Genomic DNA, 14756 nt, shown 5'->3' with positions numbered 1-14756 from the left:
AGTATGCTATTGGAACAAATTACGGATGCGGGTATTGTCGGCTGCGGCGGGGCTGGTTTTCCTACTGCTGCGAAATACAATACAAAAGCGGAGTATTTTATTATCAACGCGGCGGAATGCGAGCCGCTTCTAAAAACCGATCATTATGTCATGAATCATTATGCGGAAGAATGTATTCAAGCTATTACAGCGGTAGGAAAATTATTAGAGGCAGAGCATCTCGTGATCGCCACAAAGGGGCATTACACAAAAGAAATCAATGCCTTAGAAAAGGCCATTCAGAAATACAATGCACCAATTTCTATCTTCAAAATGAACAATTTCTATCCCGCTGGTGACGAACAGATTATGGTTTTTGAAGTCACTGGTCGAACCGTGCCTCCAGGAGGCATTCCAATTGAAGTCGGCTGTGTTATCTCCAATATTTCCACTATGCTGAATGTTTTCCACGCTCAGCAAGGAAAAAATGTCACACATAAGTTATTGACGATCACAGGTGCAGTCAATGAACCAAAAATCCTAGAGGTTCCAATTGGCACCTCTTTTGAAGATTGTTTGGCTTTGGCCGGCGGTGCGACGATCGACGATTTTCTATTTATCAACGGCGGACCGATGATGGGGAAAACCGGTACAAAGGAGGACTTCTCCCAGCAAGTAGTAACGAAGACAACCTCTGGCATTATCATTATGGAGAAACGGGACTTTATCTATGAATTGCTAGAAAAAGAAATCCCTCAGATGATCAATAAAGCCCGTTCCTCCTGTATTCAATGCCGGTTATGTACAGAGCTTTGTCCTAGATATCAGATTGGGCACCCCATTCATCCTCATCGAGTAATGCGTCATTTAACCATTACAGAGATTCCTGAGGATATTGATGACGACCCGATCTGGAAGGAAGCGCTCCTTTGCTGCGAATGCGGGATTTGCGAGACGATTGCCTGTCCAATGGGGCTTTTACCACGGCAAGTCAATAAGTATGTGAAGCAGCGTTTAGCAGAAAAAGGCATTCGGTATCAGAAAACCGAACAGCCCCTTTCCCCTTCTATCATGCGGGAGTTTCAGCAGGTCTCTCCAGTTAAAATTTTATTGAAGGACGGACTGAAGCAATACGTTGATTTAACAGTCGAAGAATTAGCAAAGTATGAAACGAATCGCGTGACTATTCCGCTGAAGATGCATATCGGCGCACCTTGTGAGCCGACTGTTCAGGTGGGCGATCAAGTCAAAGCTGGCGAGATGATCGGCAGAAAACCTGAAAAAGCATTAGGTGCAGCTATTCATGCAAGCATTGATGGTACAGTGACTGCTATAGATACCGGTATTACAATTGAAAGAAGGGACAACTAATGAAATTAATGGATACGATCGGATTTTTAGAACTAAACAGTATCGCCAAAGGAATTGAGGTCGTGGACTACATGCTGAAAGCCGCTGACGCGAAATTAATCATGGCGCGAGCAAGTTGTCCTGGAAAATACTACATCATGATCTGCGGGCAGGTCGCAGCCATTGAGCGCTCTATGGAAGTAGGCGTTGAACTTGGAGGACGCTACGTCGTTGGTGAATTGGTCATCCCACGAATCAACAGTTTCGTGATCCAAGCCATTAACATGGCCAAAGTACCAGAAAACATTCGAGCAGTGGGAGTATTAGAATATTATTCAGCCACCGGCTCAATTATCGCAGCCGATTTCGCAGTTAAGGCTGCCGACGTTGAACTGATTGCGATTCAGTTAGGTACAGGCATCGCCGGCAAATCCTTCGTTGTTTTGACAGGTGACGTCGCAGCCGTGAAAGCCGCGGTTGAAGCTGGTGCAAACGGCGCTCGCGATCAGGCGATGCTTATCAATAAGATCGTCTTATCCAATCCTCATCCAGAATTGATTGACAGTCTGATCCAATAAAAAGAAGCCATGGATTTTTTCGAATCCATGGCATTTTTCTGAGCTCATACACTTTATTTAAATCAATTGGAACGTATCTCTAACAATCATCAGCTCCTCGTTCGTTTCTACGACCAATACCTCTACAGAAGAAGCCGCTGAACTGATTTTTTTATTATTCTGCTGATTTAGCTCCTGATCGATCTGAACACCAAAGAAGGTTAGATTCTCGCAGATCATCTCACGAATAACAGAAGAGTTTTCTCCTATTCCCGCAGTAAAAATCAACACGTCCATACCATCAAGCTCCGCAGTATAGGCACCAATTGTTTGCTTCACGCGTCCTGCAAACATATCCAATGCAAGCTTTGCCTTCTCATTACCCTTCTCAGCTTCACTGATAATATCCCGTGTATCACTGCTGAACCCTGTCACACCTTTAAATCCTGATTCCCCATTCATCAGCTGGTCCATCTCACTGGCTGAAAGATTCTTCTCATTTTGTAAAAATGGAATAATAGACGGATCAATATCGCCACAGCGCGTCCCCATCATTAAGCCAGCTAATGGTGTAAAGCCCATAGACGTGATCACAGATTTGCCTTCTTTGATCCCACAGATACTCGCTCCATTCCCCAAATGACAGGAAATAATTTTTAACGATTCCAAAGGCTTTCCTAAATAGCTAGCTGCCTCTGTTGCTACAAATTGATGGCTCGTCCCGTGGAAACCATAGCGACGCACATTATTCTCTTCATAAAAACGATAGGGCAACGGATAGATATAATTTTTTGGTGCCATCGTCTGATGAAAGGACGTATCAAAAACAGCGACTTGAGGACAATTAGGTAACTCTTTTTTTAGCGCTTCGATCCCCACGACATTTACCGGATTATGCAAAGGAGCCAACTTGCCTAAATCTTTGATTTTTATCAGAGCATTTTGGTCAACCAGACTCGATGCCTTAAATTCCTCACCGCCATGAGCCACACGATGTCCCACGGCAGAAAGTTCGTCTAAACTAGTTAAAATCTTTCTCTCTAGCAAAAAGCGCAAAAGAAAATTGATGGCTGCTTCATGGGTCTTCCCCTCAACCGTTGTTTTTACTTTTTCCTCTTTCATTGAATAGGAGAAAACCATTTGATCCTCTAACCCTATTCGTTCAAATAATCCCTTTACTAACAGCTCTTCCTCAGGCATCTCAAATAATTGAAATTTTAACGAGGAACTGCCGGCATTGATAGACATAATTTTATTCGCCATCTTTTCCTCCTCTGCTGATAATAAATACGGTATCTCGTCATAAAATGATAAGATACTGAATTCACAGCAATAATTTTTATCCTAAACCTTTTACTAATAAGGTCGCGATACAAGCTCCGATGATTGGACCGACAATCGGAATCCAAGCATAACCCCAATTCGCATCTCCTTTATTTGGAATTGGCATTACTGCATACATCAACCGTGGACCGAAGTCTCGACAAGGGTTAATGGCATAACCGGTGGTCGAACCTAATGACAACCCAATACCAATCAGAACAAATACAAGCATCAATGGCTGTAATCCAGGAGGAATATCAGCAGGCATTAATTGAATCGCTAAAACGAAGAAACAAGTTGCAATGATTTCACTAACTAAATTTAATGCTGTGCTTGGAATGGCTGGTCCTGTAGCAAAAATACCAACACTATTGCCTTCTTCCACTGTTGTTTGTTGGAAATGCGGCCAGAAATGAATGGCAGCAATCAAGGCACCTATAAAGGCTCCAGCAACCTGTGCCAAAATAAATGGTGCTACCTGTCCCCATTCAAAAGAACCTGCTACAGCAAATCCAATAGTAACCGCTGGATTCAAGTGACCAGGTGAACCGAAGTATCCGCTACTGAGCACACCTAGCATAACCGCCACACCCCAGCCTACCGCGATGTATAGCCAACTAGCACCAACACCTTTTGCTAAAGTACCTTTCAAATTGACAGAACAACCAACCCCCGACCCAAATAGGATCAGAACAATCGTACCAAAAAATTCACCAAATACTGGACTATTCATTATGAGACCTCCTTATTCTTTTTAATGTATTTATTTTTCTATTCAGAAAAATAAGTCTGATGTTCATGCCGTATATCATTCCTCTATACTGTTCGATCTTTAGCTAGTTGTAATTCATTATTTCCTTTTTACTCAAGCAAACTGCAAAAGAGGAACTGACACCCTTATTCTTTTTAATGTATTTATTTTTCTGTTCAGAAAAATAAGTCTGATGTTCATGCCGTTTGTCATTGCTACTTAATGATTTTGCGATAGATCTCTTTGATTTCTTCTACTGAGAACTGAACCGGATTGGTCTTGAATGTCGTGTCATTCAATGCGTTATTCGCAATCGTATCCTCCGCTTGCAAAGCTGTCTCTTCTTGAACCCCAAAGCTGTTTAACTTAATTGGCGCCTTGCATTCGATCGCTAGTTGTTGAACCGCTTGAGAGAGGTTTGAAACAGCCAAATGATCTGGCAAACTTGGCGGACAGATGCCCAATTTACGTGAAATTCTTGCGTAATTTCTTCGAGTTTCTTTATTCTTGCTATTTGCTTCTATTACATAGGGAAGCAGCATAGAATTTGCTAGCCCATGAGGGACCTTAAAATTCGCGCCCACTTGATGAGCAATCGCATGACAGACACCCAGACCTGCCGCATCAAAGGCCAAACCGGCTAAGGTAGAAGCTTCATGCATTTGAATTCGGGCATCTAGCTCCATTCCTTGGTTCACACAAGTTGGTAAATATTGGAAAACCAACTCTGTCGCCTTTTCTGCCAAAGCATTGGTATAATTTGTTCGATTTACTGAAGCTAACGATTCCATTGCATGAGTTAAAACATCCAGCCCGCTGAACGCTGTCACCGAAGGCGGGCTAGACATGACTAGGCTTGCGTCTAAGATTGCCTCATGGGGAATGATCGCTTCATGAAAAATCGGGTATTTAATTTTGTTTTGAGTATCCGTAATCACAGATGCGCTTGTGACTTCCGATCCGGTACCGCTAGTCGTTGGAATAGCGACAAACCGCTTTACTTTATTGCCTGTTGTTCGCTTATAGAAGAACAACATCGCCTTAGCCGTATCAATGGCCGAGCCTCCGCCAACTGCGATAACCACGGTCGGTTGGTGTTTTGTCATCTTTTCGATTCCGTCTATTACTGTTTCAATTGGCGGATCGGGGATAATCTCAGAATAAATTTCCACCGTATTTGTCCGCTTCACATAACCTAAAATTCTTTTTAAGCTATCGGACTCCGCTAAATAGGGGTCACACACGAAGCAGAGGTTTTCTTTTTCAAATTGCTGCAGTCGTTCCAGACTGGCAAAACCAGAATAGATTTCTGGTTTCATTGACCATTTTTTCAAACAAAAACCTCCCCTCTAGCGAATTGAAAACCCATCAGTCAGCACACAGCGGCGTTTTCTAGCAAAATCCCGCGCCGAGGTCGTACATTCTCCTGTTGGCGTGGCAATTGTAAAGGTGGCTGGGCCTTCTCCGCCAAAACCTAAGCCGGCGAAAGAGGAGCCGTTCTTAACAAAGATTGACGTTTGAAACTTCTTCGCCGCGATATTCATTCGACCAACATTTTGTGAATGCATGGTCGCGGTATGATGACGTCGGTTTTCAATCTGCAGAGCTGTTGCTAACCCTTCATCAAAATCCTTCACTGTAACAATCGGTAAAATCGGCATCAGCATTTCCTTCACAACAAAAGGATGAATTTTATCTGTCCGTAAAATGATCACCCGTACATCAAAGTCTACGTTGACACCCGCCTCGGCTAAAATGTAATTGGCATCCTTACCAATAAATTTCCGACTAGGCGCACCGTTTTCCATAATGGTCATGTCCATCATTTTTTGAATAACCGCGTCATCTTGTACCAAATAGGCCCCTTGCTTTTCCATCTGAAGGATCAAGTAATCCGCTACTTGTTCTACGACAACGACGCTTTTTTCAGCCGTACAAAGAATGTTGTTATCAAACGATGCACCGATTACAATATCTTTCGCAGCTTTTTCGACATTTGCCGTCTCATCCACAAGTGAAGGCGGATTTCCTTCCCCTGCCGCGATAACCTTCTTCCCGCTTTTCAGAGCTTGTCGAACCACACCTGGTCCGCCAGTAATAGCTAACAATGGCACATCCGGATGTATCATCATTTCCTGTGCTGCATCAATTGAAGGCTCGGCAATTGTTACGATCAGATTCTGGATACCGCAAGCTTCGTAAACCAATTCATTCATTTTACTTACGACCCAACTCGAAATTTTCTTCGCTCCTGGATGAACACTAAAATATACAGCGTTCCCGGCTGTCAGCATGCCAATGGCGTTACAAATAACCGTTTCAGCCGGATTGGTACTTGGTGTAACCGCTCCCACTACACCATATGGAGATAGTTCATACAAGGTCATCCCATTATCACCGGTCAATGCCTCTGTACGTAAATCCTCGACCCCCGGTGTTTTATCTATCGCCAGCTGCAGCTTCTGTATCTTGTCTTCGTAACGCCCCATGCCAGTTTCTTCTAGCGTATCGCGAGCAATTTTTTCAATGTGCGGCTGCATGCCGCAACGTATCGCGGCAATGACTTTTCTTCTTGTTTCTAAAGTTTGATTCTCGTAGCATTCTTGGGCAAACTTTGCCGCATGAATGGCTTCTTCAACGGTCTCAAAAACACCATATTCCTTCGCTGGAGAGGTAGTTGCTTGAGCTTCTTGAAGAATTTTTTTAATCAGTTCCTTTACTTCTTCTTCACGCATAGCCAATCTCCTTCAACTTCTCTAAACCTTTTTGACCAATCGCCATATCTTCCTCTACGGCACCACCACTGATACCCAAGCCACCAATGACATTTCCAGAAACATCTTTAATTACAAATCCTCCACCAAAAGTAACGACTTGTCCATCAGTCAACGTCTCTAATTGGTAAAGGGCACCGTCCGGCTGGACTAGCTTCGCTAATTCATGCGTGTGCATTTTCATGGCAACAGCAGAATATGCTTTTTTCTGTGCCATTGATTCACTGACCAGCAGAGCACCTGGCATTTGATAAAAGCTTACAAGCTTGCCATTTTTTTCAACTAATGCCATCGAAACAGGTAGAGACATTTTTACAGCCTGTGCTTCACAAGCACGGAATATTTCTTGATACATCGTTAATGGACTTTTCTGTAGTGGTACGCCCGTTTTTTCGAGATAGCGGCGAAGGATCTCATTGATTAACTTTTGTTCGCTCTCCTTTTGATCTTCCATTCGAGCAAAAATATAAAGACAATCTGATAGTCGATTTACAAATTTTCGAAGATCCTCGCGTATATCTGTTGCTTCAGATAAGTCCGTCAATAAACGTTCACCCCGGCGACAAACTGCACGAGCTACATGCAGCTGAGCGCCTGAATGGGTTTGCCCCGGCAAAATAAACTGATGCAATTCAGGCAATCGTTTAGTGTACTGATCGATCCATTCTTCCATTTGATGAATGTCTTTTGATCCAATCAATGTGCTTTTTTCTTCCAATTTCGTGAAATCTTTTTGTGTCGCGATTTCCGCATTCAATTGAAAAAGCTTTTGTTGGACCCATTCTAAATGCTGAATCGTTTCTGAATCTCTCGCCAGTTTCTGAGCTACACTGACTTGGGCGCAACATTCATCAAATGTTCCGTAGGTATCGACACGCAGATCTGATTTTTTTACTCTTGTTCCATCAAAAAGGCTTGTTGTTCCTTTATCTCCCGTTTTTGTATAAATCGCCATATACTTTCCTCAGCTCCCTAAAAATCAAACGTGTCAATAATTCCAACAATTGCATAATCAACAGCATCTGAAGGAGTCGAAAACAGTTTTCTAGCAGAAGAGCCACTAGTTAATAAAACATAATCTCCAATACCAGCCCCTACTGTATCCGCCGCCACCTGCTGGAAGCGAATATCCTGTTGCTCAGAGTTAATCGGTTGAATGATCATCAATTTTTTTCCAACTAATGAGGCATCCTTTTGAGTTGAAACGACACTTCCAATTACTTTTGCCATCAGCATAGGGTTGAACTCCTTTCTCTAATTAAGGATGGGTTACTTTTCGTGCATTTATCATACAAATCCATTTTCACGTTCGGCTAGTTTCCTTTAAATTCCTGCGAAAAGTAGAACGGACATCCTTTCTTCAACAACGACTTTTCTTTCCCGCAATCGGTCCCTCGCCAAATCTGTAATGAGCTGATTGGATGCAATGAGTAGAATATCCTGTTGTGTCAGCATCGCTACTTGTTGGTAAGTAATGACCCTTTTTGGTAATAGAAAGTATTGTTTTCCTTGATTATTAAGCAGTCGAACACTGCATTCGTTGAATAATTCATTGGGAATCAAATCTGTGTTTGAGAAAGCAAGTTCAAAGGTCAGACGACAATCATAGCTATAACTTTGATACAGCCATTTCACCAGTGGATCTTGTTCGTCTTTTTTTATGAACCGCTCTAAAAATAGGATATCTACCTCGGTTAAATGAATATGCTTGTTATATAGAAAGCTTCTAATTCCTTGGCTAACAGGGGAAGGCGTACGACAAGAAAGAACTAAGGTATTTTGCTCTCGTTCATTGATAATTGAAATAATACGCTTAATTAACTCGTCCATATTCTTACTCCCAGTTCTAATTACTAATATAGTGACTGTTTCCATTGGATCTCGCTTTACATCAAATCCATGATTGGCTTAGATGACATCGCAATTCCAATTGGTGTTACAAATTGAGGATATTTCGGTTTGTATACCTCTTGTTTCAAATACGTTGAAAATTCTTTTTCAAACTCAGATAGATACGAGGCGCCACCAACAACATAAATCGGTTCTGTTGGATGCTTTCGCAGGACATTGGCAGTAATATTCGCCATTCGTTGGATCACTGGACGGCAAATAATAAAATTCTCTCGATCACGTGCTGGATCTCGCTTAAGCAGTTCAGCCTCTTCAATTGATATTTTATTATTTCCAGCAATAACCAACGTCATATGTGTCCCACCAGTGGGTTCATCCTCGACGATGATTGGCTGTCCCTGTTCAAAAATACTGATACCGGTCGTTCCACCACCGACATCTACTACCGCACCTTCAGTTACACCTAAAACTAGAGCAGCTGCTGTAGGCTCGTCGACTAAATGATCCGCCAGCATATTGGCACTTTCAATGACATTTGCCACTACTCGCTTGTTGTTTCCCACTGTTCCTGGTGGAATAGCGCCTGATGCTGCTTTCAACGAAAACCCAAGTATTTCCTCTGCTTGAATACGCAAACGATTCACAATTTGGACTGATTGTTGATAGTCAACGACTAGTCCATCTCGGATAACGTTTGCATACTCGAAGGCACCGAAAACCGGCTGATTCTTTCCATCTAAAACAACTAATACAATGGAGGAAGTACCTAAATCGACTCCAACTTTATAACCATCTTCAGGATTAAACGCCTGCGCTTGTTTGGTGTTCACAAGTTCATGAAAAGAAGTTAATAATTGATTGGCCTTTTCGATTGATTCCATACTTCCTCCTCTGGATTATTCCTTGATAATCCGTCCTCTTGTATTTGGCTGAATATCTGCAGCGTTGGCTTCATCTGTATCTACATGCATCTCTAAAACAAAATTTTTTCCCGGTCGCAACTCTACATCGTGAAAAATCGTTCTACGTGTCCCTTCGAAAATCTCTACTGAGACAATCTGTCCCTCCTTCAATTTCAAGCGTTCCAAGTCCTGAAAATTAAGATGGATATGGCGTTTCGCTATGATAGCCGCAGGAATAGTCAGTTCTGCCGCCTTACTGCGAATCATGATTTCCACTGCATCGTCTAAATTCCCAGACAAACGAATCGGTGGCTGAAGACCCAAATTTCGTGCATCCGTTTTTGAAATTTCTACCTGAGATCGTTTCCGTAATGGCCCTAAGATTCGAACCTTTTTAATTTCTCCTTTTGCTCCTACTAAGGATACTGTCTGTTTCGACGCAAATTCACCTGGTTGTTTCAAAGGTTTTAGAGGTTCTATCGTTTCATTCGGAAATAGAATATTGAAATGTTCTTCCGTTAAATGTATGTGTCGGTTAGAGATGCCAATTGGAAATGTTTCTGCTTGCATCTCCAATAACACTTCACGAACAATTTTTCTGATTTCCTCGACACTGTAATTATTCATTGCCTACTTTAGGGACCAAAATTTCGTCAACATCACGATGCGGTCTTGGGATTACGTGAACGGAAACCACTTCCCCCACTTTATCAGCAGCCGCACTTCCTGCATCCACTGCTGCCTTTACTGCACCAACATCTCCGCGAACCATCACAGTAACTAATCCAGAACCAATTTTCTCAGTCCCAACTAAGGTTACATTCGCCGCTTTGACCATCGCATCTGCTGCCTCTACAGCTCCGACAAGTCCCTTTGTTTCAATCATTCCTAATGCATCATTCATGTCTATTCCTCCTATTTCATCTCAGAGAACTAATTTTTCCTAACGTAAAAATTAATCCTATTTTCAAGCCGTATACCATTCCACTATACTTTTTTGTTCTTAATTAACAGTTTCTTTCAGATTGATCTCTTTTGAATCTAACTGCTAAAAGTGGAACTGCCATCCTATTTCATCTCAATGAACTAATTTTTCCTGACGTAAAAATTAATCCTATTTTTAAGAGCTCTACTTTCTGGCGCTATTTCTTCTTTTTGGACTCCGAAGATTTCTTTGATCCTTTAGGAGGATTCTTTTTCTTCTTCGGTTCTTCCTTGATTGGTTTTTCTTTTTTAACCTGATCTTGTTTGATTGGCTCTTCCTTAATTGATTCTTCTTTTACCGCCTCTTTTTTGTCTGTCGTTTCTTTAATCGGTTCCGCCGCCACTGGTTCCTCTTCTGATTTCGGTTGATCTGAAACTTTTTTCGCTTCTTCTACCACAGGTTCGTTAACCATTGGCGTTTTATCCGATCTTTCCGCAGGTAAATCTGAGGCTTTTTTCTCCTTCGCAAAGAAGAAGTTTTCTAAATTATTGGCTGGGCGAGGAATAACCAGTGCTGACAAATACACATTGTTGGCGACTGCTTTTGCTTTACCAGCATCAACTGCTGCCTTCACAGCGCCAACGTCACCAGCAACCTTAACCGTCATCCAGCCAAACCCTTTTGCCTTTTCAACGCCTAAAAGTTCAACATTTGCTACCTTAACCATCGTATCTGATACTTCGATAGCACTAGCCAGACCCTTCACCTCGACTAAGCCAATTGCTTGTTTCATAGTTTCACCTCCATAGGATCAATTGATTTGAATGGCACACCCTTTACTAAACGTGCCGCATTCCCGCCGAACCTTTTCAAAATCATCGGCGGACAAGTTACAACTCGTTGAATCGATTGATAAGGAGTTTCTGGTGCCAAATTTTTATAATGCAGAGCTGCTTCATTATTTACGTAGCCGATTCCAACATTTAAAGAAGAAGTGTTCGACGCGACATAAGCAGCCTCTGTCGCTGTCGAAAAATCTCTTTGCTCAATCGAAAAAGGAATTTTTTCTTCTTCCAAGCCATAAAGAATGTATTGAATATCCTCCGTTGACACATTTTTAGAAATATAGATCAACACAACTGGACGAACATTTAAATCAAGCTCCATCGAATCCCTCCCTTAGATAGGAGAGAATTAATCCCGTTGCCACTGCGTTCCGCGGTCCTTCGATTTGTCGGATATTTCCTCGACCCGCAACTAATCCATAATGAGACAGTGCATTGGTGACGATCTGAGGTATTTCAAAATCCAGAGCAGAACCGCCAACGATTACGACAAACGGAATATCTCGAATACTTCCTGTCGGACTAACACGCCGCAAAGCTCGTAACGCATTGGTTACAAAAACACGTTCTTTCGCTGTTTGTCGAACCAATCGGATTTTCTCGATGGAATCGTCTCCTGGTATTGGCACATATCCATCAGGTGTTACCACCACCACTTTGGCAAACAAAGCTGGATCTAAAGGTTCATCAAAGAATTGAACAGAACCATCTTCATGACGGATATAGAAAATATTCTCCACTTTAGCTAAAGGGTACTTCTTGATGTCCTCAGCTAAATAAACATCCTCTAAACCTAATTCCGATTGAATCAGCATCGTTACCATATCTCCTGCACCTGCCAAATGGGTCGCCACAATAGTTTCGTCCTTTTTGATAATCGATGCGTCTGTCGAACCCGCGCCTAAATCTAATATCGCTAAAGGTGCAGAAGTTCCCGGTGTGGTCAATGCTCCTAAGATCGCCGCTTCAGCCTCCGCTCCGCCAATTTCAACTTTAATGCCTAAATCCTGTTGAATTTCATCAGCAATTTTGGACATTTGCAAGTGATCAGACTTGACCATTGAGGCAATCCCAACCGCCTGTTCCATTGAAAACTCACCGGCTAAACCACCTTTGACACTAATCGGCACAAAGGTATCCACCGCCAATAAATCTTGAATAAAGATTTGATTGACTGGTCGATCCGTCAACTCAGCCATTGTTAAGCGAACTTTTTCCAGCATACCGCCAACATTCGTTCCAGATTCTCCAGTAACGTTATCGATTACTTCAAAGGCCGATACAGCTTCCATGATTTTTTCAGCACCCGCCGAAATTCCTACAGTACTACGACGATTTCCTCCAGTGATCTCGATTTTACCAGCAGGTATTGTTCGTGCTTTGACATCACCCTTTGGCGTTTTGATCACCACCGCAGAACGATTGCCAATTAAGGCTCTTGCAACAGGGACAATATTTTTAGTTGCCTCCGAATCAAGATCAAAAACCGTCGCAATCCCATAAGGATTAGATAATTGAGAAACCCCCCGGCCTGTTTCCGCTACTTCAACCGCAGCCAGCATGTTTACTGGTACTTTATCAATATAGGAAACTTCATCGACTATTGGAATTTTATGTGTTAGACGATTGTTCACCAAAACAGCATCATCGGATTGCATAATCGCAGCAGTGATCAGATAACCATTCGCGACTAGCTGATTGATTTTTTTAGCCACATCATCAAAATCAAAGGATTTATCAATGATTAAAATATAAGGGATCTCTTTTTTACCTGCTTTTTCAAACTCATTGAACCGAAGCGTTGTTCCTACACCCAGTCCTAATCCACCAGGTGTTTTCGGATTGTGTCCAATCATTGTTGATTCAGTAATAATGGTTTCTGTGATGGTTTCCATCGCCACATCCCCGATAACGGGCGTTGCTTCATTGATCCTGATCAGATCGATGTCTTCAACCTTAAGGCGATTTTTTGAACAAGCCTCATTAATCGCTTTGTAGATACCAAATAGATTCTTCTTCGTTCCTTTTATTCCGGTCGTATCCGCAATTGCTGATTCTAGGAATCGGACATGCTGATGGTCATCGACTTCAACTAAAGCGACTTCAGTTGAGGAATTTCCAATATCAATCCCAATTACACGTTTCATCATTCATTGCTCCTCTTCCTGAATTTCCGAACTAGAATTTAGTTGTCACCTTTAAGTTTTTTCCGTTTTTCATAATGTGCTGCCGCTTCCCGAACATAAGCTGCACTGATTTTTGCTTGGTATTTTGTTTCCAGCTCATTAGCGATATCCAACAGCTCTTGCTTACTTGAACGGTAAGGGCGCAAAGCATTATACATTTCCAGCACTCGCGCATCAGGAACAGCCGTTAACTCAGACGCACGGTCAAAGTTGTTCGCAATTGTTTTTCTTCCAGCACTGGTTGCGATCTCCCCTTGCGCTTTCAAAATGCGAGGAGTAATTTTTAGATCATCTGGTGTTAATGAGCCATTTAATACGTTCTCTAGCGTGATATCATCCAGTGTCTTGCCAGTATTCGTTTTAATCCAATCTGGATGGTTTTTAGCGATTGGGTAATCCGCTACTGTCGCTGCCCCAGAATTTACTGAATTTTCTGGTGCGGCAGGACTTGCACCGCTATTCATATCTTTTAAGATTCCTCGAACCAAACTTTCAATAGATTGTTCATTCATTCTAGTCACCTCACTATAAAGTTACAGAAATTTCTTCTGCTGGTTTTCCGATTACCACGTGCTTTGTTTCTTTAATATGGAGCAAAGCTGATAACGCTTGATATTTAGGTCGTGCCATTTGGTCATTCATCATTGGCACAGGGTTTGGTGATTCACCTTTGGCATATTTTGCAGCATTTTTCCCGATTGCACGATAGGTTTCTAAAGTAATCAGCGGTGCTTGAGGGAACAATTCTAGATTTGATAGCGGTTGCAAATCTTTTTGGTGAATGATCGCTGTTCCTTTTGATTGGATAGAAACACAGACACCTGAGCCTGACAACTTATCTCCTTCGACACCGGCAAAGGCAACATCAGAGGTTCGATAAACTTTTACAACTCGTGCCTTTAAGCCTTCTTCTTCAATCCCAGCAATAACTTGCTTCAGAATATCTTTGTGGGGTACACCAAGAATGTTGGTGGTTTGTGATTCTGCAAATGCCGGTGCCACAGCAATAACTACTTCATCCTGAGAATTTCCTGGTTGAGCAACACCGACAGATTTAAACCAATCCGATGATGCTGCAGGCTCTGTCTTTGTTTGTTCAAATGCAACAGGTTGGTCTCCAGTACTCGCTTCCATTTCCGTCAACACTTCTTTGATAATGGAGCGCAAAAGATTTTCATTCAGTTCTGTCATTTTTAATCCTCCTATTTCATATTAAGGAATTAATTTTTTCTAACGTAAAAATTAGTCTCATTTTCTCGCCGTATATCATTCCACGATGTTTCAACCTTTAATGTTTGATGCCTTCACTCTCT

General features: G+C 42.1%; 17 protein-coding genes. 2 read left to right on the top strand and 15 right to left on the bottom strand.

Annotated elements, in window-relative coordinates; all coding sequences use genetic code 11:
* Window positions 1–3: 3 nt before the first annotated feature.
* On the top strand, window positions 4–1350 hold the full coding sequence (locus RV13_RS06570) for a 4Fe-4S dicluster domain-containing protein (RefSeq protein WP_010746527.1): 1347 nt from the start codon (window positions 4–6) through the stop codon (window positions 1348–1350).
* Window positions 1350–1907: a BMC domain-containing protein gene (locus RV13_RS06565; RefSeq protein ID WP_010746528.1), complete on the top strand. Its 558-nt coding sequence runs from the start codon at window positions 1350–1352 to the stop codon at window positions 1905–1907. Before RV13_RS06570 ends, RV13_RS06565 begins: the two co-directional genes overlap by 1 nt.
* 57 nt (window positions 1908–1964) lie before the next feature.
* Here the strand turns inward: RV13_RS06565 and RV13_RS06560 are convergent, their stop codons facing one another.
* From RV13_RS06560 to RV13_RS06490, 15 genes are all read right to left on the bottom strand, one after another.
* A complete protein-coding gene (locus RV13_RS06560) occupies window positions 1965–3149 on the bottom strand; it encodes an acetate/propionate family kinase (RefSeq protein ID WP_010746529.1) in 1185 nt (394 codons plus the stop codon).
* Window positions 3150–3225: 76 nt separating this feature from the next.
* Window positions 3226–3942: an MIP/aquaporin family protein gene (locus RV13_RS06555; protein ID WP_010746530.1), complete on the bottom strand. Its 717-nt coding sequence runs from the start codon at window positions 3940–3942 to the stop codon at window positions 3226–3228.
* Between the two features lie 233 nt (window positions 3943–4175).
* Window positions 4176–5294, bottom strand: a complete 1119-nt coding sequence (locus RV13_RS06550) for a 1-propanol dehydrogenase PduQ (protein ID WP_010746531.1) — start codon at window positions 5292–5294, stop codon at window positions 4176–4178.
* Between the two features lie 15 nt (window positions 5295–5309).
* Window positions 5310–6695, bottom strand: a complete 1386-nt coding sequence (locus tag RV13_RS06545; protein ID WP_010746532.1) for an aldehyde dehydrogenase family protein — start codon at window positions 6693–6695, stop codon at window positions 5310–5312.
* Window positions 6688–7689 carry a cob(I)yrinic acid a,c-diamide adenosyltransferase gene (locus tag RV13_RS06540; RefSeq protein ID WP_010746533.1) on the bottom strand — a complete coding sequence of 334 codons (1002 nt, stop codon included), beginning with the start codon at window positions 7687–7689 and terminating at the stop codon, window positions 6688–6690. The genes RV13_RS06545 and RV13_RS06540 overlap by 8 nt, the downstream gene beginning before the upstream one ends.
* A 17-nt stretch (window positions 7690–7706) precedes the next feature.
* On the bottom strand, window positions 7707–7970 hold the full coding sequence (locus RV13_RS06535; RefSeq protein ID WP_010746534.1) for a EutN/CcmL family microcompartment protein: 264 nt from the start codon (window positions 7968–7970) through the stop codon (window positions 7707–7709).
* 87 nt (window positions 7971–8057) lie between these two features.
* Entirely contained in the window at window positions 8058–8564 is a 507-nt protein-coding gene (gene pduM, locus RV13_RS06530; RefSeq protein WP_010746535.1) for a PduM family microcompartment protein, read from the bottom strand.
* A 56-nt stretch (window positions 8565–8620) separates the two neighbouring features.
* Window positions 8621–9466, bottom strand: a complete 846-nt coding sequence (eutJ, locus tag RV13_RS06525; RefSeq protein WP_010746536.1) for an ethanolamine utilization protein EutJ — start codon at window positions 9464–9466, stop codon at window positions 8621–8623.
* Window positions 9467–9481: 15 nt separating this feature from the next.
* Window positions 9482–10114 (bottom strand): phosphate propanoyltransferase, encoded by a 633-nt coding sequence (gene pduL / locus RV13_RS06520; RefSeq protein WP_010746537.1) that lies wholly within the window; start codon window positions 10112–10114, stop codon window positions 9482–9484.
* Entirely contained in the window at window positions 10107–10391 is a 285-nt protein-coding gene (locus tag RV13_RS06515; protein ID WP_010746538.1) for a BMC domain-containing protein, read from the bottom strand. The genes pduL and RV13_RS06515 overlap by 8 nt, the downstream gene beginning before the upstream one ends.
* A gap of 238 nt (window positions 10392–10629) precedes the next feature.
* Window positions 10630–11205, bottom strand: coding sequence for a BMC domain-containing protein (locus RV13_RS21520; RefSeq protein ID WP_010746539.1), 576 nt, complete (start codon window positions 11203–11205; stop codon window positions 10630–10632).
* Window positions 11202–11579 carry a glycerol dehydratase reactivase beta/small subunit family protein gene (locus RV13_RS06505; protein ID WP_010746540.1) on the bottom strand — a complete coding sequence of 126 codons (378 nt, stop codon included), beginning with the start codon at window positions 11577–11579 and terminating at the stop codon, window positions 11202–11204. Before RV13_RS06505 ends, RV13_RS21520 begins: the two co-directional genes overlap by 4 nt.
* Complete coding sequence (locus RV13_RS06500) at window positions 11569–13404, bottom strand: diol dehydratase reactivase subunit alpha (RefSeq protein WP_028021116.1); 1836 nt, start codon at window positions 13402–13404, stop codon at window positions 11569–11571. Before RV13_RS06500 ends, RV13_RS06505 begins: the two co-directional genes overlap by 11 nt.
* Window positions 13405–13442: 38 nt before the next feature.
* Window positions 13443–13955, bottom strand: a complete 513-nt coding sequence (locus RV13_RS06495; RefSeq protein WP_010746542.1) for a diol dehydratase small subunit — start codon at window positions 13953–13955, stop codon at window positions 13443–13445.
* 13 nt (window positions 13956–13968) lie between these two features.
* Window positions 13969–14634 carry a propanediol/glycerol family dehydratase medium subunit gene (locus RV13_RS06490; protein WP_010746543.1) on the bottom strand — a complete coding sequence of 222 codons (666 nt, stop codon included), beginning with the start codon at window positions 14632–14634 and terminating at the stop codon, window positions 13969–13971.
* Between the last annotated feature and the right edge of the window lie 122 nt (window positions 14635–14756).

The sequence above is a fragment of the Enterococcus raffinosus genome, from assembly GCF_001886185.1.
Lineage (GTDB): Bacteria > Bacillota > Bacilli > Lactobacillales > Enterococcaceae > Enterococcus_A > Enterococcus_A raffinosus.
This window is presented reverse-complemented; position numbering and strand designations above follow the sequence as displayed.